An 18,645-nucleotide genomic window follows, 5' to 3' on the forward strand; every position below is an offset into this window, starting at 1 on the left:
TCATCGAGTAGGCGTTTCGCAAATTTAGGCCGATCAAGAACATATCCTGGTCCTTCGAATGGGACCCTCACTTTCATATCGGGAGAGTATACGTAGACTGCTGTTACCCTGTTTTCCAGCTCGGGCTTGCCGTAGGTCGTCCCTATGTGATCGTGAATGTACTTGATATGGTGCTCGCCGACCGCGTCGCCGCAGACCCAGCCTAGAACAGTTTTCTTGCCGGCTTCCGTTTGCGGGTTCCGGTCCATTAGAAGAACGCTAACGTTGCCTTTGCCCTTGAGGGCGATGGTCCCCGCGGTCATGCAGCCCGCTATCCCGGCGCCTACAACCACAACATCCCAGTTTTCGACCAAGTTCTCTATCCCCGATTGGAGTTTCTCGTTGACTCCGGAACACGCTTTAGCCTTTTGCCTCTTGAATCCACACCGTCAGGGAATTAGGCTTATATCACCTCCGGCGAAATCGAGCTTTTCGAATCGCGAAATGTCCGGTCCAACTGTCGAGACGAAGAAGCCGCCTTTCATCGGATTATGGCTCAAGGCCATGCGGGTCCCATTCTTGCAAGCGACCTTTGTCCCTGTCATACTCGGCGGAGTGATCGCATGGGAGACCCTGCATATTTTCAGCTGGTCAACGTTTCTTCTGACGATATTGGGAGCGAGTTTGATCCAGATCGCGTGTAACATGTTGAACGACTATTTTGATTTCAAGAGCGGAAATGATCTGCAGGTCAGACATCAGAACCCGTTCGCTGGTGGCGGACGGATACTGACAGCTGGGCTGATTCGGCCATCGACCCATTTGTTGGTGTCGACGTCTTGTCTTATCCTCGGTTCTTTGATAGGATTCTACTTCATCTTCCAGTTAGGACTGTACCAGTTGTTCTGGTTCGGCCTGATAGGCGTCGTGTCCACTTACTTCTATGTGGGCCCTCCCTTCAAACTGGCCTACCGGGGAGTTGGAGAATTTCTCGTCGGACTCAATTTCGGGCCTATAATGACATTGGGCGCCTACTACGTTCAAACAGGATCCCTCGCATCAGCAACAGTACCCTTACTCGCCTCTATTCCCGTCGGACTGCTCATCGCAGCGGTCTTGTGGATCAACGAGTTCCCTGACATGGATGCAGACAAGGCTGTTGGAAAAAAGACTCTGGTCTTGAGGCTAGGCTATCTTAGATCTGTCGGGGTTTACGTGGGGTTGTTGGCCACATCGTATTTTCTATTGCTCCTCTACGCGGTTCTGAAGGTCTTTGTTTCCTTCCCAATCACAAGCTTCGCAACGCTCATTGCGTTGTTCAGCTTGCCCTTTGCTTTCAAGGCTGTGAGAATATTGAGGGCGAATTACAAGGATCCGCACGCGATAATTCCTGCCAACGCCAACACCATAATTCTACATTTGGCCTTTGGTCTCCTGGCGATTGTCGGCTTTTTGATCGGGGGATTTGCCGGGCTATAGAGAATGGGTATCCTGGTTCAGAACTTGTTATATTCCCACGATCGAGAATGAGCCTGATACCGGACGATGGCGCCGATAAGCATGGTAAACACAGTGCAGAAACAGAACACAAGCCTTGAGGATCGCGTGTTCAAGCTCAAGCTTGAATGGATGATGGCGAAAGACGATAATGAACGTCGAAGAATAAGCGAAGAGATCAGACGGCTCATCCAGACAACACCTTCAAAATAGTCCCCTAGATTTTCTGCGCCATCCTATGGGCGGGTCTCTACGGACCAACGAATCGCTGTTAAGCTATCGACCGCTCTCGCGTTCGGCCCAACCGGAATAATCTGGGCCTTCCTCCCAATCCAACTACGCTCACTAGGAGCATCCTTCTCGCTGATTTCCTTAGTCTCGTTCATTCCAGCTGTTGAAACGATCGTTCTGTCCCCGATCTGGGGAGGAATCCTGGATTCGACCGGAAAGGGGAAGCGGATTCTCGCTCTCGCATTCCTCGTCCAAGCCGTTGGATTCAGTCTCTTCCCCTTTCTGAGAAACCCTGCACAGTTCGTGTTCGTCGTTGCACTAATGGGCCTTTTCTCTTCCAGTTTCATTCCCATCTTCGCCGCACTGGCGACCGACAAATCCACCCAGTACGGGCGGGCTATCGGAGAATTCTGGACAGCAGCCTCACTGGGATATGCATCGGTAACCCTGATTGGTGGAGCCCTTTTCCAATTCCTCGACCCCATCTATCTCTACGCTCTAGGGGCGCTCTATGCATACTCGGGAATCCTAGTCGTTTCCTTCCTGACCAAACAAGGCCTCACCATTGTGAAATCTGTGATACGCCCAGAAGGGTACTGGAGTCTCCTCAAACAACGAAATGTTCTGATCCTCTGCGCCGTATCAATTCTCGCGCTTGTATCCTCTTCTTCTTTCAACAGCTTCTTCACAATCTACCTTGTCGATTCCCTCAGCGGGTCCCGGTTGATGGCAGGTCTTGCGGCAACCGCGACAACGGTGCTCGGGGCGATTGCTTTTCGGATCGTCGGTCCCTTGGACGATAAGATTGGCAGGAAACCCATGTTCCTCTTGGGATCAGTGGGCTACGCGCTCTATTTTGCGACAATCTTTCTTGTCACGAACACCCTGGTGGTGACGATATTGTGGACTCTTCCGATCTATCCGTTGATCCAGGCCTCCGCGGCAGCACTAATGTCAGATTACACGTCTATCGCTGATAGAGGAAAGGGATTGGGAATCTTAGAATCTGCGATAAGTCTCGGCGGAGGCGTGGGTCCATTGATCGGTGGAGTGATTGCGGACGCGACACAACTTCAGTTGGTCATTCTATTTGCTCTTGCGGCAGCCCTCGGCTCCGCTGCAATGTCACAACTCTTTCTGAAAGATCAAACTTCCAATTCTCGAGTGACTAACCCGGCTCCGATTCATCCCGACCGAGAATCCGCAACAGTGTGACAACCATGATCGGAGGCTTGTTTCGGAACGGGAAGGTATGACATTCCCTTCTACTTCGCCACGGCGTCGATCACACTGTTCTACGCGCAGTTCAAGAACATACATCCTCAGAGCTAGTTCTTCCAGCTGACATCTTTTTAGGCACCGGACAACAGAATAGAACCAGAGGCGAGGATAACGTCCCAAACCCACAGTCCCAACGCAACGATATCACCCAGAGAGATTCTGAAAAAGTATGACATGATTGCCGTTGTTGGCGCATCGAAGAACCCGGAGAAGGAAGCCTATACGGTACCCGCATACATGAAACAACACGGTTACACGATCGTCCCGGTCAACCCTACGGCCGATGAGATTCTTGGCGAGAAAGCGTACAAGAGTCTCGCGGAGCTGCCGCCCCAATTAGCGAAAAAGGTCGACATCGTTGACGTCTTTCGTCCGAGCGAAGAACTTCCACAGGTTGCGGAGCAGGTGGTAGAGATGTGGAAGAAGTATGGTAGACCCTTCGCGTTCTGGGCGCAGCTCGGCCTCGAAAACGAGGAGGCGAAGAAAATGCTTTCAACGAACAAGATTCCTTATGTGATGAACGCCTGCCTCAGAGTCGTCCACAAGAGCCTGTAGACGACCCCAGCCGGGTTCTAGTCCCACCAGGACCCGCACAATCTTCAGAAGTTTTTGTTCATCTTATGTGATACTCTTGACCCCTAAAGCATCCTTAGAATGTGAGTGAAAATGGACGAGACGCTGATCCTCAACCTTGTGGGAACTTTCGCGTTCGGCCTGAGCGGCGGAATACTTGCAGTCCGGAAGAAAATGGATCTATTCGGGGTCCTGGTGCTATCAGTGGCAACCGGGCTCGGAGGAGGAATAACACGAGACCTAATCCTCGGACACACTCCTCCTACGACACTCGTCGACTGGCGCTACCTAGCTGCTGCGGGTGTCGCGGGACTATTGGTGTTCGTGGACTTCCGTCAAATCGTGCGATGGAATCGCTTCGTGACCGCATTCGACGCAACCGGTCTTGCTATTTTCACAGTCACAGGCACCACGATAGCTCTCGCGGCGGGGCTCAACCCTGTGCCTGCCGCCTTACTGGGAATGCTCACTGGGATTGGTGGAGGAGTCCTGCGAGACATACTAGCAGCAGAAGTACCACTAGTCCTGAGGAGTGAGATATACGCCGTGGCCTCCTTGATAGGCGCAATTATAATCACTCTAGCCAATCAAGCACAAACTCTAGGACCCCCAGCTGAAGTCCTAGCGGCGGCATCGACATTCATTATTCGAATGGTTAGCGTTTGGAGAGGGTGGAAGATCCCAATAGCCCATCCAGGAATACGATAGAACTTGGTTATTCTGAGCTATATCATTTCGATGTTATCGGGAGAGACTCCTAACTTTACGAGCTGGGTCTTGGCTTGATCTCGATGGTCTCCGTGGAGAACCACGCGGCCGTTTTCTATATCGCCGCTTGTTCCGACGCTTTGCTTCAGCCGATGCGCAAGCCCAGGTAGGTCGATACTATCTCGGATCAGGTCATGGGGCTGGACGACGGTTACGAGCCTTCCGGAATGATGCGTCTCGAGTCGGATGACAAAATGGGCGGATTCCCGGTCAAGATGTTTCAGTATATCCCGGAAATCGAGATCTTCACTTTCCGCTGACAAGAGCGACAGTGCTACTCAATGAGGGTCGAGCCTCTTTTACCTTCCGCGGACTATGTCCTCGCGATCCCTATTCGTAATGGAACGGTTAATTGCAAACAGCCTCATGGTAGGCTACTTGGTAAATGGATGGCCTCGTTCTTTGAATCAAGGTACTGATGACGATCCATGGTTGGGGACACTCGAACGCTTCCCGACAATCTATCACGCTCGGGCTTCATGGCTTTATGATATCAACACCGAAAGCCTGCAGAAGGCAATCCTCGCTGCGCTCCGAACTCTTTCTCGGGAGAAAAAACCCCTAGACATCACGGTCGCAGACATTCCCGGATACAAGTCGGGAGGCGTCGTGTTCAAGTTCGGAGTCGGTAACAAGGACGGATTCGATATTCTTGACGATAAGGAAGCGAAGAGAGTAATTCAACGGATGGAGGAGAAAGGAACGTTCAGAACATTAGATCTAGTCTTTCAACTTCACTACTCTGTGGATGATGGTAAGAGACACAAGGTCCACCAGGACCAGTACTTGGCAAGGTTGACCTTCCAACCAGGCCGAGTAGAACTCCTGCTCCACCATCTGAAAGGCGTCAGAAGGATTGCGCCCGACGAGCTGGTCCACATCTTGCTCTCAGCGACCAATCACGAATTGGGTCAAAACAATTATCCCGAATTAGAGCTAGAAAGTCTGAGCACCTCGTAGCAGCACTTGAAGTTGAGTCCGATGAAGGACGGAAAGATGCTGATTGTGGATTTGAAAAACTTGCACGAGGAGATGACTTCGGCAATTGAATTTCTTGGCTCAAGACTCGGGTCGAATTCTCGGGTTCGGAGAAGCTAAATCCGGTCTCAGAACGCAAGAGCAAGAGATGTGAAATTAGAGCTCCACAAGTTCCTGCACGACAGGAGACTGAAGGGATTCAGGATCGTTGTCGTTCATCCAGGACTTGTAGAGGTACTAGGACCACGGGTAGAAAAACCTCGTACCCCTTGAAGCAAAATCGTACCGCACCCATGACGATCCCTGAGTATTGGACCGCCGCCGCATTGAGCGGAACAGTTCCCCAGCCGAGGAGAAAATCGAAGCGGTCTCGTTATCCGAAGATCTGACGCGTGACAGCTCTAGTTGACTACGGGCAGGAATCGGTCTTCGCTGACTGAGGAGCTGAGCTGGCCGAATATTGGCAGTTGATATCCGCAGTTTGTGCATCTGTTCTTTTCGTCTAGACTCCATCCGGTAATGTCGAATCCGTATCTTTTGATCGCGATGTTCTTGCATTCTGGGCAGTAGGTATGTTCCCATGGATGCCCAGTAACGTTCCCAACATAGACGTATCGAAGGCCCTCTTCTCTAGCGACTCTGCAGTGATCTTCTAGAGTCTTCACTGGCGTACTGGGTAAATGCATGAGCTTGTAGTCCGGATGGAATCTGAGGAAGTGGATTGGAACATCGGGTCCAAGGTTGTCATAAAGCCAACGACTGAGCTTCCGAGCTTCGTCGAGATTATCGCCAATCTCTGGAACGATCAAATCTGTGATCTCGATGTGGGTCTTGCCTCGGTCCCTAATCTCCTGTATCGTCTGGAAGATCGGCTGTGCGTCGGGTATGCCGATATGCTTTCTGACGAAATTGGTCTCCCCGCTTCCTTTGAAATCAACAGTTATGCAGTCTAGGAAATCGTCCATCATCGCAACGGTGTCTGGAGTATCGAACCCGTTTGAGACAAAAATATTGATGAGCCCGTTTTTCCGAGCTTCAACTCCGATGTCGCGGGCGAACTCCATGAATATCGTCGGCTGGTTGTAGGTGTAAGCAATCCCCTGACAACCATGGTTCAACGCCAAGCTTACCACGTCAGGAGGCATCAAGTCTGTTCCATCCACCTTCCTTCTCTGACTGATGTCAAAGTTCTGGCAATAGCTACAGTTGTGGAGGATTATGCCATCTCCAACGTAGTTGTGGTTCGGGATACATTCGAAGCTGTATACTGGCTCAAATTTCTCGGTCGGCTTTACTCTTGTTACACCGACCCACGTTCGTTTGTTTACCATCACAGGTGCCGCTAGATGCTGAACGATGAGTGCCTTCACTTCTTCACGATGAGAATAGAGGTGCCTTCCTGAGATCCTCAAGACCTGCCACCCGTTCGCGCGGAGCGTTCTATCCCGAATGATGTCCCTTTCGCGGGTTGGCGCGTGCTTGTAGTGCCACCACCCATCTAACTCGATGTCTAACTTAGAGTCGGGAAACGCCGCGTCAGCAATGTACATGGCTCTTGATCCCGGCTCGCGAAACTCTGGCTGGATTCTGTATTCCTGATCGTATTCAAGACTCATTTCGTCAAGAAGTGCGTACAACTGCTTCTGGCCCTCGGAAGGGTGGCGATGAAGCCAAGTCCTGAGCCTCTCAGTATTCCTATGCCAGCCATGAGTCGGGTCTTTGAGGAATCTCTGTTTACTTGCGCGTATCGCGCGTTTTGCCACGTTCGGGTCTTTCATTGGATTGTCGCTCATCATCCTCTTCCGATGATGTTCCCGTACCTCGGGCGACATGCCCATTCCCTCAGTGTAGCAACTTCCTCGGTGACGATTCCAGTTGTCAATCCCCTTCACGGACTCACCACATCTTGTGCAGTTGAATACGGCTCGCTGAATTGACCCGGGCCTTTTGCGTTTCCAGTCTTTGGTATTCTGATACCAGACCTTCAGAATCTTCTCTCCTGGGGCAACCCTCTCCACAGATTTCCATCCAGAGTCTGTCATAACCGGATGCTCGGCGGTGAGGAATAGGTGCCCCGCACCACGGGCTCCATATCTCAGTTCCCAGATCCGGGAAAGACGAGAACCTGTTCGCGTAACTACGTTCGGGTGAATGTTCATCTCGTTGTCGATGTCATAAGACCATAGAGAGTCTCCAGGAAGCAATTCCTCTACTGGTTTCTTTTCGCCATTTGATAGTAGGATCTCAGCTCCAGCGGGATGGCAGAGCCAGTTACATCCAGTCGTTGCGATAGAGAATATCTTCGACCCGGGCATGTAATGGACGACAGGCTTTTTCTCGATCGGATCAATATGCCCAGTAATCACTTTTCCATAGACGAGGAGCTGTAGTTTTCCGCCGATATTCTGTCGGACGCCGCACAGGCCGACTTTTCCCTCGGGAATGTTGCAGTATCGGGCACATGCTGTGCATCGGACCCTTGAATCGGCCAGTGGCTGGTAGAGGAGGGCTTCCTTGATCGTTGGCTTCACAAGGCTAGCAGGAAACGGATTTGAACCCGCCCTTGCTATGATTAGATTGACCTTTTCGACTTGAAATTGCTTTCCTTACCCGGCAGGTAATAGGCTTGCAGGACACCCTCTATCGGCCCGCTCGGAGCGAGCAGAGCCACGAGGTATCCTGTGAGATTTGCAAGGGCAATCGTCTAGTTTGTGTCCAGAACTCTTCCCGCTGTCCAGTCTTCCTCAGGGCAAAGAGTCTGGTTGATATTGAGAAGGTAGTTGGGAAAACCGAGTTTTTCGGCGCCTCCCCTCCCGGCGTCTTCCTAGGCAGCTACGGCTATCCCAACCTCCTAGCAGGTCCTCTTGTCCCAGTATTGCAGGAGCCGGACCCCTCCTTGCTCGATTCGCCTGATCGGTGGCTTGACAAGTCGATAGACGAGCTGCTGCGATACCGGTTCGGTTTGGTTCGAGGAAAGTCCACGGTAAAGGTCCAGGACGCTCGAAACCCGGACAAGACACTGTCGCTAGTCCAGGAGATCGTGATGTCAGAAACCCCTACAGACACGGAACTGGTCGTGAAGAAGAAACCGTACGTGAGGATCAACCTCCTAACGAGAAGCTCACCTCACGGGCCATCAGGGGTTGTGGAACGGCTTAGCCTCGCCAGCAACCCAGACGTTCCACGACAAATCGAGAAGGTCGTGTCCGATACTGACCTGCCTGCTAACCAGGGAGCCCAGTCTCTCTATCAGAATGGAATATCACAGCAACACATTGTCAGAATGTTCTCAATCGGTCTCCTGGGAGTTAGCCAATCTCGCAGACTCGTCCCGACAGAGTGGAGCATAACCGCAATAGACGACATCTTATCTAAGGATCTTCGTAGAAACGTACTAGATCATCCCCGACTCGATGAGTTTCGATTGTTTAGTGCCAGCTCGGTTGGCAACAACGTACACGTTCTACTACTTCCAACAAGCTGGATGTTCGAAGCGCTAGAAGGCTGGTTAACCGGCCCTAGACCTGAAGTTTTCGGCGATTACGAACTCAACAAAGGAAGGAAAGACTATCCCACGAACATAGCCGGTGCCTACCACGCTTCACGCCTCCCTGTGCTGGAATATCTCGACCGCAACCGGAGACAAGCCGGTGCAATCGTCTTTCTCGAAGTGACCAAAGAATGGGTACCACTTGGTGTCTGGAGATTCAGAGAACTAGCACGGAGAGCGCTCACAGGAGCTCCCTCCCGCTTCGGGAATCTAGAGGAGGCTCTCTTAGCAGCAAGGAAACGGCTCCTGATTCCCTACCAAAATTGGGCCGCGGCAAGCCGTTTGCTAAGCTACTATAAGCAACAATCTGTTCTCGATCGGTACGTAGGCTCCTGGGTTTGATGAAGGCATACACTCGTACAGGCGACAAAGGCGAAACGGGTCTCTACGGTGGGACCCGAGTGGGGAAAGAGAACCCGAGGGTGGAGGCGTACGGTGCTGTTGACGAGCTGAACTCGCAAATAGGGCTGGCCCGTGCAATTGTGAAAGATGCAAAGACAAAGAGGATTCTGAAGACCGTACAAGAGGATCTCTTCACCTTAGGAGGAGACCTGGCGTCAGAACTTGTCAGTGCCAACATTCCACGCATCAACAAATCCCACGTGGACGACTTGGAGAAAACGATTGACGCGATTCACATCGGGCTCAAACCGTTGCGAAGGTTCATCCTCCCGACGGGGAGCGTTGCCGCAGCACAACTTCAGGTGGCCAGAGCTGTCTGTCGTAGAGCTGAAAGAAGAATTGTAGCACTCGCCAAGATAGAATCGATCAATCCAGAGGCAATTCCTTACGTGAATAGACTGTCAAGCCTCTTGTTCGATCTTTCCAGGTGGACCAACCAGCGAGACAAAGTAAAGGAGGAGGAATGGACCCATGAGTGAGGACTGCATCTTCTGCAAGATCATCTCGAAAAAAGCGGTAGCTGTGATCGTTTACGAGGATCCGAATTCGATCGCATTCCTCGATATTCACCCATTGAATCCAGGACACACGCTAGTGGTTCCGAAGAAGCACTATCCAAGCATGGTCGAGATGCCCCCAGAAGAGGTTGGCAAGGTATTCGTTTCGGTGGCCAAAGTTATGCGAGGAGTCAGGAAGGCGTCAAAAGCTGACGGCATTAATATCGGTCAGTCGAACGGTCGAGCTGCGTCCCAGGAGGTCTTCCATATGCACGTACACGTCATTCCTCGTTACATTCACGAGCTACCTGGCGGTTTCCCTGAAAGAAAGACCGCTACCAATGCGGATCTAGAACAAGTAGGGAAAAAGATCAGAGCCGCGATCGAGCCCTAGGCCGACCTGGGGCAATTCGACCCATTTCGAAGACTGGCTCGACAATCCAATTGGAATCGATTTTTCAGGAAGCTTGCATCTAGCCGTAGGGTGCTTTGACGTCTGGTTGCCGAACTGGGGGTTTGACCGATTTTAGAACTTGGTCGGAGATCTTGAACCTGACGAGTGGTTGACTTGTGTTCACAAGATACACTGGATCGCCGTCGCCTTGATACTTATCTATCCTGGACACATTGGACAGTTCGAGTCTTGCTTTCAATACGGTTCCATCCATAAGGTGATACTCGTTCCATTTTTCGTCGCCAATCCGATCAAAGTCAAGGCTTGCAACGACCTTGTAGCTTGAAGGGTCCGCCAGGTTGAGCTGAGTCGTCGTTGGCTGACCTCTAAGGTTCGGAGCACCGTGAGTTGCTATGATGTTCTGGGCGTTCATATTGTAGGCAGGCTGTCCCTGCTCATTCAGTCCCCTTACGACCTTGACAACGACCAGTTTCACGAAGAGCTTGGTCTGATCCTCCAGTTTGTACTTGGTCCACGGTTCGGAGATTACTGTGAACTCCATTGGAGTCATGCTCGTAAGATCTATTGATTGCTGCGGCTGTTTCTCCTTTGAAGCGGATTCAGATGACATTGACGAGAATAGAATGTGAACAGGTGTCCTATCAACATTTAGAAGGAAAACTGGCCTTAGAAGCGTGGTAACCTATGGTTAGAACTCGGAAAAAGAAAAGTTGACCCTGGCCGTTTGGGCCAGAGTCACGGTTTCGGGTTTGTTTACTCTTCTGCTTCTGTTGGTGTTATCGTCAGCTGCGTGAGTTTCTCTCCGCGTAGCACTGATACTGTGACGTGTCTTCCGATTGCTTTGTCGTCTAATAGTCCGCGAAGGTCGATGAGGCTCTCAACCGGTTTCCCGTCGAGCTTCACGATAACATCACCTATCGCTAGGCCCGCTTTCTTCGCTGCACTATCCTGGTCAACGCCGTAGACGATCAGCCCGGCGTCTTGGCCGATACCGGCTTGCTGGGACAGATTGTCTGGGAGGTTGATGCTGTCTGCTGTGATACCCATGTACGCGCGTTTGATTTTTCCATCGTGCATTAGTTTGTCGACGACCCCTTTGACGGTGTTGACTGGTACTGAGATTCCGCGGTTGTTAGCGTATGCTGCGTTGATTCCGATCAATCGACCTCTAGCGTCCACGAGTGGTCCGCCGGAGTATCCTGGGTTGAGCCGTGCGTCTGTGACGACGACCTTGTCCATTGTCGATCCCCACCATCCGCGTACACTGTAAGCTGGGTTTGTTACGATTCCGGATGTTGCGCTTGGTTGTCTGCCGAAGGGGTTGCTGACTGCAAGGACGAATTGTCCGACCTTGAGATTATCGGAGTTACCAGGTTCAACTGGTGTGAGGCTGTTCGAGTCTATTTTCAAGAGTGCGATGTCAGAGAATGGGTCTCGTCCCACTACCTTCGCTGTGTGCTTTGTTCCGTCGCTGAAGCCTACTTCGACTTCACGCATGTCGCCGATGACGTGATTGCTTGTAACGATGTGTCCGTCCTTGCTCCAGACCGTGCCTGTTCCCCCTCTCCATCTTCCGGCTCCTACCCGGACAACGGATCGAGAGACGCGCTCTGTAACGTCGACTACTGCGTCGGAGATTGATTCAAGTATCGCTGACGAATTTGTTTGTTTACTCATTTTTTCACCTTACCCAGGTATGGGGTGGGTAGAGCTATTTGTTGACCGAGGAGGCCTATGCCGGGTCACAAACTAGGCGAAGGACAGGTCCGGAAAGAACGAGACCGGTGTCAAGAGATTCCGGCCGCGCTTGGGGCCCTCGTAAAGTCGTGATATGTGGCCCATGAGCTGGTGAGACGCTTTCACCGCTTGACTGACATCTTTCTCCTCTCCGACCTTGGCGTCGATGCTGAGGTAATTATCGGTGAACCTTGCATCTATCTGGATGCTGTCCTCTTCCGTGATCCATTTCAGAACCAAGCCCTCATCGGTCTGCGAGTATCCTAGCCAGCGCAGGCTTCCGAACCAGCGACCCTTGAGACCTGCGATTATCCTCTGGACATCAATGTCGTGTGGTAGAAGTGATTGAACGATTGGGATCCGTGGTTGAGCCGAGCCCAGAGGGCGAGGGACCTGGTGGCTTCCCCTGTCGGTGAGTCTGTACCCTTCGGACACCTTCTCGAGAAGACCCTCATCTTCAAGTCTGTCCAGAACTCTGGACAACATTTCCTGATGAACCCCGAGCAGACGCTTCAGTCCGTCGAAGGCGAAGACTGTCAAGCCTTCCTCTTGGATCGCGTGAAGAACGTTGCTGTCCCTCGGTGTAAGGTCAATGTCTTCATTCTGCTCGAGTTCTGGGAATTGACCGAGGCTCTCTCTCGTGCTTACCATCTATGGCCCTAGCCGCTTGCCCTGATTATAAACCTGGTAGTAGGCGGCTACCAAGTAGGTTGCTCCAAGCGTATCAAGTAAGCCTGACTTGACCAGGGAAAAAGCGGGGCGCATAAATATCCGGAATTCCACGGGATTCGTAGCATGTCGCCTAGGAGTATGCAACCACCGAAGGATGATGCTGAGTATTTTGAACGATTGACCAAGTCCGTTTTCACAGCAGGGCTCAACTGGAGTGTGGTCGAGAACAAGTGGCCTGATTTCCGGAAAGCTTTCGCTGACTTCTCTTTGCCAAAAGTTGCGAAGTTCAATGAGAAAGACATCAAGACGTTGATGGGTAACACTGGAATAGTCCGTAATGAGAAGAAGATACGGGCAACGATCCATAACGCTGGCGAGTTTCTGAAACTGGAGAAAGAGTTCGGTTCAGTCAAGAAGTACATCGACTCCTATGGTAAAGACGAGGAGCGGTTGCAGACAAACGTCCAAGACAGATTTCAGCATGTAGGCCCATCTACCGCCAGAACCTTCCTATGGTCTTCCGGGTGCCAGCTTACACCCAATAAGGAAGAGAAGAAGTGGTTGGCCGGCCACAAGTAGGGTTCGGAACTTCTTCTAGTATTGACTAGTACCCTTCATACTTCACGATAGCCACCAGCGCGAAGATTTCCCAGATGGACCCGAAACTCCTGGACAAGGCTCGGAGATATTCGACAAGTCGATATCTTGCGTTGGTCGCAGGGTTCACAGCCCTATACCTGGTTTATGGGTACGCGTCTGGCGTTGTTTTGGGACATACTATTTTCGAGCTTGACCTGTTCTTTCTGATATCCGTGCTCTTCACGATACTCGTCTCGTTGACGGGCCGAAACTGGAGCGCCACAATTCTTGGAGTTATCACTGGACTCCTTCTCTTTGGAGATCCAAATGCCCCGGTGGGGATTGGCCTCTCCCTTGTTCCCAACGGATTGGTGTTCGACTTGGTTCTCCGTAGGAACAGTGTCATGGACGTTCTATCGAGGAATAGGTTCGTGGTCGCCGGTGCTGCTGGTAACTTTGCTATGGCGATTGTGGGGCTGTTGATCGTGTACGTTGGTGGAGTCCTCCCGACCGGGGTCACGCTAACCGTTAGTGCATTGATCGCCCTGATCGGGAATCCAATTGTCGGAGCTCTGGGCGCCTTTCTCGGGACGGTCGTGGTAGAGAGGTTAGGGCAGCGCGTGACATACCCGTTGACCCGATAGCGCTTCTTGCGAAGCATATTTTGTGGAGGAGGATGGGATCTATTGTTCTTTCATAGCGCATTGTGTGGAGGATAGGCGTGATTTGGCTGATTGGTCCCCTAGCCTTCCATGAAGGATCGTCTCCCGCGAAAACTAGCACCCCCGGGGGTACTAGGCGGAATTCTCCTTTGAGATTCCTTGGCAAGTGTCGCGGCTCGTGCTGGGTTGTGTCGGGTCTGGGGTGAGGGAACTGAAAAAAGCTTAACTAGTTAATGGTCTGAGAAAATTTTCTCTCATGATGAACGTAGTTTTGGTTCACGGTGGATTCGTTGACGGCTCAGGCTGGGAAGGCGTATACAACATTCTAAAGAACAATGGCTACAAGGTAAGTGTCGTCCAAAACCCGACAATTTCTTTACAGGGTGACGTTGCGGCTACAAAACTCGTATTGGATTCGCAAGACTCTCCGGCGATTCTTGTCGGCCACTCCTACGGCGGAGCAATTATTACTGAAGCTGGTACACATCCGAAGGTGGCAGGGCTTGTGTATGTTGCGGCCTTCGCACCGGACCAGGGCGAGTCGGTGAACTCGCTAATAGCAAACCCACCTCCTGGAGCGCCAGTACCGCCGATTCTACCGCCGCAAAATGGCTATCTGTTTCTGGACAAAGCAAAGTTCCCGGCGTCTTTCGCGGGCGATGTTGACAAAGGAAAGGCGGCGTTCATGGCAGACTCGCAAGTTCCGTGGGGGGTAGACGCTCTCGGCGGGCAGATCACCAACCCAGCATGGAAGTCAAGGCCCAGCTGGTACTTGTTGACCACAGAAGACAAAATGATTCCGCCTGACGCGCAGAGATTCATGTCTAAAAGGGCGGGCGCAAAAGTCACTGAGGTCAAGGCCAGCCACGCAGTCTACGTATCGCAACCTGGTACTGTCGCGTCATTGATAGAGCAGGCCGCGAAAAGTGTTGAGCGGTTAGCAGTCCAACAGGTCTAGAACAATCCATCGAATCCCGACACCTCGAACTGTAGCGCTAGCTCCATCACCATGACTTGATTGACTGGTCCCGGGTCCAACTTTTTCAGGTCGAAGCTAGGCATTCAACGTTTAGAGCCCATAAGCGACTCCTTGACCTTCGGGACGACCTGTTGAGCGAAGATGCGAACTTGAGCCTCTTCATCTCCCTCAACTGACGGCCAGAATATGAACGTGTCCAATCCCAGGTCTTTGTAGGACGAGACGAGCCAGTCTGCCCAGCTGGAGACTGAGCCCACGAACGGGTTTTTCTCGTGGATGAAGAACGGCTTCTTTTCAGGCTTGTCAGAACGTTCTTGCTCGTCGATCGCGCCTACGAGCTGAGCGATTCGACGAATTGACTCCGGCGATCTACCGTTCTTCTTTGCTGATTCGTCGATCTGTCGCTGTCGGATCTTGGTCTCATCGTTGGATGTGTAAGTACTCAGTGGACTGACCCAGCCATCTGAGAGTCTGCCAATAACATCTATCATACGTGGCCCAAATGCGCCCGTCCATATGCTCATCTGGTGATACGGGCTAGGACCCGTTTGAGCATTCTCCAACCGATAGTATTTTCCGGGATAACTTACCCGGCCACGACCCTTTCCATAGTTCCAGATGAGACGGATGACTTGCAATGCTTCTACGTACGCCGCGACAGCTTCGCTGGGTGTTCTTCTCGTTCCACCCCATGACTGGATGGCGTCCCAAAAGCCACCTGCCCCTAATCCCAGCTCTATCCTTCCTTTCGTTATGATGTCCAGCGTGGCAACGGATTTCGCGAGAACCGCAGGCTGTCTCATCGGAAGATCGCTGACGTCTGGAAAGTACCGGATTCTTCTTGTCGACGACGCCAAGGCGCTGATGAGCGTCCAGGTGTCGAAGAAGCTGCCGTTGTATGGATGATCTTGAATGCCAATAATATCTAGGCGTGACTCGTCGGCTGCCTTGGCTAGTTTGAAGATGACGTCGATGTTGTTGCTGTAGGGAGTGATGCTGATGCCGAAGACCGGTTCTTTGCGAGACTGGATACCGGGCGTCGTCGAGGGCGATTGTCTAGCCGTCGAGGCTGGGGTGGCCATGGTTCTTTCTCATGCATAGTAGGCTGATATTTGAAGAGTCGAGGAACGACAAGAGCGGCGATCTACTAGAAGTCTCTGGTGAGTAGTTCCATTCCTTCGCGGTTATAGATCTCACGCATTTTGCGGGGTTTCCTGTCGTCGAATACTTTTTCGGCGTTCCATTTACAGCTGAACGCTGCCATGAGCATCCCAACTCTTCCAGCGTCCAACCCTTTCTCTGTCAATGACCAGTGGACAATCTGGGGTGGAACTGCTCTTTCTACGGTTCTGGTGAGAAATCCGTCTCCTTCGAGTTGTTTGAGTCGAGTGGCCAAGACCTTCGATGGAATCCCCTGGAGCGATTTGAGAAGCTGGTTGAACCGGTCAATCCCGTAGAAGCCTATGTCTCGGATTATGGACATGGCCCACTTTTTGCCAAGGATGTTGAGAGAGGTCTCGACAGGGCAGTAAGCGAACTCGACATTGATGAATTTTGGAGAGTAATTCCTGTGCGTTTTTCTGAACTCGCTCTCTTGGGACAGGACTTGCATGCTTTCTTTTTTCACAGCTTTCAGATATAAACCGGCGATGACCCGGTCTTGAGTTAACCATGCCAATGATCGATGTCTACGCAAGGTCAGATCTCTTTCCTCCAGGGAGTGATCGCCAGCTCGGAGAACAGCTGGCTCGAGCGGTTATCCGCGCAGAAGGGGTTACGAACCCAGGACCTTACACCCTGAACAATACTGCCGCATACATCCACCGAATGGACCCGAAACATGTTCATACAGCCGCGACAGACTCAGCTAGGACTGTACGAGTCCAAGTTATCACGCCGCCTGGCGCACTAACGCGCGATGGCCAGAAACAGTTGGTTAAGGAGGTCACGGAAATCGTTACTAAGATTTCGGGGGATCCTACGCTGGCAAGTCGGACCTGGGTGCTCCTCTCGGAGGCGACCGAGGGCGGCTGGGGAATTGCAGGCGTAGCCTACGGCAAGCAAGAGTTTGCAGACCTCGCTGCGAAAGCTGCTGCGGTCCGGGCAAAATGAACTGACCGAACGTGGCGATCCTTACATAGTCTGAAAGAAAAGTCGTTTACCCGAACCAAATCTCTTTTCTCGTGCCGTGACATTATGTCGCGGCGCAACTTGAAGAGAGAGTATGCCTGCGTACTTGGTGTTCACGCGAGAGAGGATGCGCGACGAGAAGGAGTACGAAATCTACAAGCAGAAAAATCGTATCGCGATGCAGGGGCATCCGATCAAAAAACACGTTCTTTATGGAAAGTATAAAGTGTTAGAGGGCGCAGAGGCTCAGGGAGTTGTGATCCTAGAATTTCCGACTGTCGCGGACGCGGAGGCTTACTATGACAGTCCGGCCTATCGCGAGGCAAGAGAACATCGTTTCAAGGCTGCTGACTACCGCGTCCTCATCGTCGAAGGCGTACAGCCTACGTAACTCACGTCGATCTCGTTGAACAGGCTATCAAAAAAATGCCTAGTGAGTCTCTTAAGGTCAAGAATCGTGGAAAAGTAGGATATGGAATCGGGAGACCATAGCAACGGTAGCTCTTGGATTCTCAGACGTTCTCACTCTCGCTCAGACGATTGCGATTATTGCGACCCTGCTCATCACTATGTACTTCTCTCGCAAACAGGTTCAGAACATGACTCTGGATCTCGAAACCAGAGTTTTGAACGATCTTGACGAAAAACTTCACAGCTTGATCGCGATTTCGATTGACAGCCCCAATCTCATCAAAATGGTCTACGACACTCCCTACGAGGTTACTGAGGAGATTCCCTATGCTTACTACATCCTGTTCATGTGCGCCCATGCATATCACATGAAGGAACGAAACATCCTGAGCGATAACGAATGGGCAGGATGGCTACAGTGGATGAAGAACGCATTCCGCCAAGGAAAACTTCCCGTGTACTGGAAGGAGAAGGAGATAGAGGCATGGTTTGACCCCTCATTCAGAAACTTTGTCAACAAGGAAATCTTACAAAAGAACGACGCCCAGCAGCAACCAAAATGACGAAGGATCTCGAGCTCAACCACATCAATGTCGAATTTCCTGCGACTTTGACGATGGAAAATCTTTGGAATACCGCGAGATCCGCCTTCAGTCCTCCACCTATCAAACCCTGATTCGCGAGCGCCACGATATTTGGTTGCAAAATAGCGCGATGACCTTAAGTTTCGGCTCTCGGTTCTCGCCATCATGCCAAAATCTTCTAGCGGCATGAAGATTGTTGTCTCGAAGGACGGCCCGTACCTTGTCTCCGGGAACACTCCACTAAAAGTCCAAGTCATAACTCCTAACAAGGAAGGCTTTTCGTGGGATTGGAGAGACGGAGAAAAGTTCCAGGCGGGAAAGGAGTACAATCTATGCCGATGCGGCCAGTCTAAGAATAAGCCGTTCTGCGACAACAGCCATTTGAAAGCCAAGTTCGATGGCAAAGAAACCGCGACAAGGAGACCCTACGTAAGACGGGCGGAAGTGTTTGATGGACCCACACTTCAGCTCAGCGACGCAGAAGATCTTTGCGCTTTCGCACGATTCTGTGACGCTGGCGGAAGAATCTGGGGACTAACGGGACAAACGGACAATCCTGAGGCCAGAAAACTCGTCATTAGAGAGGCAAACCATTGCCCGGCCGGCCGACTCGTCGCCCACGACAAGAAGACCGGTAGCGAGATCGAGGACCCTCTCGACCCGGCCATAGGAGTCGTCGAGGATCCAGGGCTCGGTGTCAGCGGCCCACTGTGGGTCCAG

General features: G+C 51.8%; 23 protein-coding genes and 3 pseudogenes. 16 read left to right on the forward strand and 10 right to left on the reverse strand.

The window, feature by feature from the left end; genetic code table 11:
• The coding region (locus VGS11_10295; protein HEV2120475.1) for a dehydrogenase at positions 1-353 on the reverse strand (353 nt) is incomplete at its 3' end.
• A gap of 130 nt (positions 354-483) precedes the next feature.
• Between VGS11_10295 and menA the strand changes: the two genes are divergently transcribed.
• The 5 genes from menA (at position 484) to VGS11_10320 (ending at position 4,269) form a co-directional block, all read left to right on the forward strand.
• Positions 484-1,458, forward strand: a complete 975-nt coding sequence (gene menA, locus VGS11_10300; protein ID HEV2120476.1) for a 1,4-dihydroxy-2-naphthoate octaprenyltransferase — start codon at positions 484-486, stop codon at positions 1,456-1,458.
• A gap of 66 nt (positions 1,459-1,524) precedes the next feature.
• A complete protein-coding gene (locus VGS11_10305) occupies positions 1,525-1,689 on the forward strand; it encodes a hypothetical protein (GenBank protein HEV2120477.1) in 165 nt (54 codons plus the stop codon).
• 51 nt (positions 1,690-1,740) lie between these two features.
• On the forward strand, positions 1,741-2,922 hold the full coding sequence (locus VGS11_10310) for an MFS transporter (protein HEV2120478.1): 1,182 nt from the start codon (positions 1,741-1,743) through the stop codon (positions 2,920-2,922).
• Positions 2,923-3,162: 240 nt separating this feature from the next.
• Positions 3,163-3,543 carry a CoA-binding protein gene (locus VGS11_10315; GenBank protein ID HEV2120479.1) on the forward strand — a complete coding sequence of 127 codons (381 nt, stop codon included), beginning with the start codon at positions 3,163-3,165 and terminating at the stop codon, positions 3,541-3,543.
• Positions 3,544-3,654: 111 nt separating this feature from the next.
• Entirely contained in the window at positions 3,655-4,269 is a 615-nt protein-coding gene (locus VGS11_10320) for a trimeric intracellular cation channel family protein (protein ID HEV2120480.1), read from the forward strand.
• Positions 4,270-4,286: 17 nt separating this feature from the next.
• Here VGS11_10320 and VGS11_10325 read toward each other — a convergent pair whose 3' ends face one another.
• The gene (locus VGS11_10325; protein ID HEV2120481.1) at positions 4,287-4,592 is read right to left on the reverse strand and encodes a hypothetical protein; all 306 of its coding nucleotides are present in this window, start codon (positions 4,590-4,592) and stop codon (positions 4,287-4,289) included.
• Between the two features lie 76 nt (positions 4,593-4,668).
• Between VGS11_10325 and VGS11_10330 the strand changes: the two genes are divergently transcribed.
• A complete protein-coding gene (locus VGS11_10330) occupies positions 4,669-5,289 on the forward strand; it encodes a hypothetical protein (GenBank protein ID HEV2120482.1) in 621 nt (206 codons plus the stop codon).
• A gap of 419 nt (positions 5,290-5,708) precedes the next feature.
• On the opposite strand, the pseudogene amrS reads toward VGS11_10330, so the two are convergent.
• The 3 pseudogenes from amrS to VGS11_10345 form a co-directional block, all read right to left on the reverse strand.
• Positions 5,709-6,512: pseudogene (amrS, locus tag VGS11_10335) on the reverse strand (AmmeMemoRadiSam system radical SAM enzyme).
• Positions 6,513-6,515: 3 nt separating this feature from the next.
• Positions 6,516-7,466, reverse strand: a pseudogene (locus tag VGS11_10340) (DUF559 domain-containing protein).
• 102 nt (positions 7,467-7,568) lie between these two features.
• Positions 7,569-7,826: pseudogene (locus VGS11_10345) on the reverse strand (AmmeMemoRadiSam system radical SAM enzyme).
• Between the two features lie 107 nt (positions 7,827-7,933).
• On the opposite strand from VGS11_10345, the gene VGS11_10350 reads away from it, so the two are divergent.
• Genes VGS11_10350 through VGS11_10360 form a run of 3 tightly spaced genes read left to right on the forward strand, consistent with a single transcriptional unit; the run spans position 7,934 to position 10,150 of the window.
• Positions 7,934-9,199, forward strand: a complete 1,266-nt coding sequence (locus tag VGS11_10350) for a hypothetical protein (GenBank protein HEV2120483.1) — start codon at positions 7,934-7,936, stop codon at positions 9,197-9,199.
• On the forward strand, positions 9,199-9,738 hold the full coding sequence (locus tag VGS11_10355; GenBank protein HEV2120484.1) for a cob(I)yrinic acid a,c-diamide adenosyltransferase: 540 nt from the start codon (positions 9,199-9,201) through the stop codon (positions 9,736-9,738). Before VGS11_10350 ends, VGS11_10355 begins: the two co-directional genes overlap by 1 nt.
• Positions 9,731-10,150: an HIT family protein gene (locus VGS11_10360; protein HEV2120485.1), complete on the forward strand. Its 420-nt coding sequence runs from the start codon at positions 9,731-9,733 to the stop codon at positions 10,148-10,150. The genes VGS11_10355 and VGS11_10360 overlap by 8 nt, the downstream gene beginning before the upstream one ends.
• A 79-nt stretch (positions 10,151-10,229) precedes the next feature.
• Here the strand turns inward: VGS11_10360 and VGS11_10365 are convergent, their stop codons facing one another.
• From VGS11_10365 to VGS11_10375, 3 genes are all read right to left on the reverse strand, one after another.
• Positions 10,230-10,781 carry a hypothetical protein gene (locus tag VGS11_10365; GenBank protein HEV2120486.1) on the reverse strand — a complete coding sequence of 184 codons (552 nt, stop codon included), beginning with the start codon at positions 10,779-10,781 and terminating at the stop codon, positions 10,230-10,232.
• 143 nt (positions 10,782-10,924) lie between these two features.
• Positions 10,925-11,848, reverse strand: a complete 924-nt coding sequence (locus VGS11_10370) for a trypsin-like peptidase domain-containing protein (protein HEV2120487.1) — start codon at positions 11,846-11,848, stop codon at positions 10,925-10,927.
• A gap of 72 nt (positions 11,849-11,920) precedes the next feature.
• Positions 11,921-12,559, reverse strand: a complete 639-nt coding sequence (locus tag VGS11_10375) for a hypothetical protein (GenBank protein HEV2120488.1) — start codon at positions 12,557-12,559, stop codon at positions 11,921-11,923.
• A 144-nt stretch (positions 12,560-12,703) separates the two neighbouring features.
• Here VGS11_10375 and VGS11_10380 point away from each other — a divergent pair, with 144 nt between their 5' ends.
• From VGS11_10380 to VGS11_10390, 3 genes are all read left to right on the forward strand, one after another.
• Positions 12,704-13,159, forward strand: coding sequence for a DNA-3-methyladenine glycosylase I (locus VGS11_10380; protein ID HEV2120489.1), 456 nt, complete (start codon positions 12,704-12,706; stop codon positions 13,157-13,159).
• Between the two features lie 74 nt (positions 13,160-13,233).
• A complete protein-coding gene (locus VGS11_10385; GenBank protein ID HEV2120490.1) occupies positions 13,234-13,803 on the forward strand; it encodes a hypothetical protein in 570 nt (189 codons plus the stop codon).
• A 274-nt stretch (positions 13,804-14,077) separates the two neighbouring features.
• Positions 14,078-14,779, forward strand: coding sequence for an alpha/beta hydrolase (locus tag VGS11_10390; GenBank protein ID HEV2120491.1), 702 nt, complete (start codon positions 14,078-14,080; stop codon positions 14,777-14,779).
• Positions 14,780-14,883: 104 nt separating this feature from the next.
• On the opposite strand, the gene VGS11_10395 is transcribed toward VGS11_10390, so the two are convergent.
• A complete protein-coding gene (locus VGS11_10395; GenBank protein ID HEV2120492.1) occupies positions 14,884-15,882 on the reverse strand; it encodes an LLM class flavin-dependent oxidoreductase in 999 nt (332 codons plus the stop codon).
• Between the two features lie 65 nt (positions 15,883-15,947).
• Positions 15,948-16,427 (reverse strand): helix-turn-helix domain-containing protein, encoded by a 480-nt coding sequence (locus tag VGS11_10400; protein ID HEV2120493.1) that lies wholly within the window; start codon positions 16,425-16,427, stop codon positions 15,948-15,950.
• A gap of 44 nt (positions 16,428-16,471) precedes the next feature.
• Between VGS11_10400 and VGS11_10405 the strand changes: the two genes are divergently transcribed.
• The 4 genes from VGS11_10405 to VGS11_10420 all read left to right on the forward strand — a co-directional run.
• Positions 16,472-16,912 carry a tautomerase family protein gene (locus VGS11_10405; protein ID HEV2120494.1) on the forward strand — a complete coding sequence of 147 codons (441 nt, stop codon included), beginning with the start codon at positions 16,472-16,474 and terminating at the stop codon, positions 16,910-16,912.
• 112 nt (positions 16,913-17,024) lie between these two features.
• Complete coding sequence (locus VGS11_10410) at positions 17,025-17,321, forward strand: DUF1330 domain-containing protein (protein ID HEV2120495.1); 297 nt, start codon at positions 17,025-17,027, stop codon at positions 17,319-17,321.
• A gap of 208 nt (positions 17,322-17,529) precedes the next feature.
• Positions 17,530-17,904 (forward strand): hypothetical protein, encoded by a 375-nt coding sequence (locus tag VGS11_10415; GenBank protein ID HEV2120496.1) that lies wholly within the window; start codon positions 17,530-17,532, stop codon positions 17,902-17,904.
• 186 nt (positions 17,905-18,090) lie between these two features.
• Positions 18,091-18,645, forward strand: a 555-nt coding sequence (locus VGS11_10420; GenBank protein ID HEV2120497.1) for a CDGSH iron-sulfur domain-containing protein, incomplete at its 3' end; no start/stop codon positions are given.

It is taken from the genome of Candidatus Bathyarchaeia archaeon (genome assembly GCA_035935655.1).
Classification (GTDB): Archaea; Thermoproteota; Bathyarchaeia; order 40CM-2-53-6; family 40CM-2-53-6; genus 40CM-2-53-6.

Bases quoted from the DNA above. Each gene is read 5' to 3' on its own strand.
- menA (HEV2120476.1), top strand. From the start codon at position 484: ATGTCCGGTCCAACTGTCGAGACGAAGAAGCCGCCTTTCATCGGATTA.
- VGS11_10305 (HEV2120477.1), top strand. From the start codon at position 1,525: ATGGCGCCGATAAGCATGGTAAACACAGTGCAGAAACAGAACACAAGC.
- VGS11_10315 (HEV2120479.1), top strand. From the start codon at position 3,163: ATGATTGCCGTTGTTGGCGCATCGAAGAACCCGGAGAAGGAAGCCTAT.
- VGS11_10320 (HEV2120480.1), top strand. From the start codon at position 3,655: ATGGACGAGACGCTGATCCTCAACCTTGTGGGAACTTTCGCGTTCGGC.
- VGS11_10330 (HEV2120482.1), top strand. From the start codon at position 4,669: ATGGAACGGTTAATTGCAAACAGCCTCATGGTAGGCTACTTGGTAAAT.
- VGS11_10355 (HEV2120484.1), top strand. From the start codon at position 9,199: ATGAAGGCATACACTCGTACAGGCGACAAAGGCGAAACGGGTCTCTAC.
- VGS11_10360 (HEV2120485.1), top strand. From the start codon at position 9,731: ATGAGTGAGGACTGCATCTTCTGCAAGATCATCTCGAAAAAAGCGGTA.
- VGS11_10365 (HEV2120486.1), bottom strand. From the start codon at position 10,781: ATGTCATCTGAATCCGCTTCAAAGGAGAAACAGCCGCAGCAATCAATA.
- VGS11_10370 (HEV2120487.1), bottom strand. From the start codon at position 11,848: ATGAGTAAACAAACAAATTCGTCAGCGATACTTGAATCAATCTCCGAC.
- VGS11_10375 (HEV2120488.1), bottom strand. From the start codon at position 12,559: ATGGTAAGCACGAGAGAGAGCCTCGGTCAATTCCCAGAACTCGAGCAG.
- VGS11_10380 (HEV2120489.1), top strand. From the start codon at position 12,704: ATGTCGCCTAGGAGTATGCAACCACCGAAGGATGATGCTGAGTATTTT.
- VGS11_10385 (HEV2120490.1), top strand. From the start codon at position 13,234: ATGGACCCGAAACTCCTGGACAAGGCTCGGAGATATTCGACAAGTCGA.
- VGS11_10390 (HEV2120491.1), top strand. From the start codon at position 14,078: ATGATGAACGTAGTTTTGGTTCACGGTGGATTCGTTGACGGCTCAGGC.
- VGS11_10395 (HEV2120492.1), bottom strand. From the start codon at position 15,882: ATGGCCACCCCAGCCTCGACGGCTAGACAATCGCCCTCGACGACGCCC.
- VGS11_10405 (HEV2120494.1), top strand. From the start codon at position 16,472: ATGCCAATGATCGATGTCTACGCAAGGTCAGATCTCTTTCCTCCAGGG.
- VGS11_10410 (HEV2120495.1), top strand. From the start codon at position 17,025: ATGCCTGCGTACTTGGTGTTCACGCGAGAGAGGATGCGCGACGAGAAG.
- VGS11_10415 (HEV2120496.1), top strand. From the start codon at position 17,530: ATGACTCTGGATCTCGAAACCAGAGTTTTGAACGATCTTGACGAAAAA.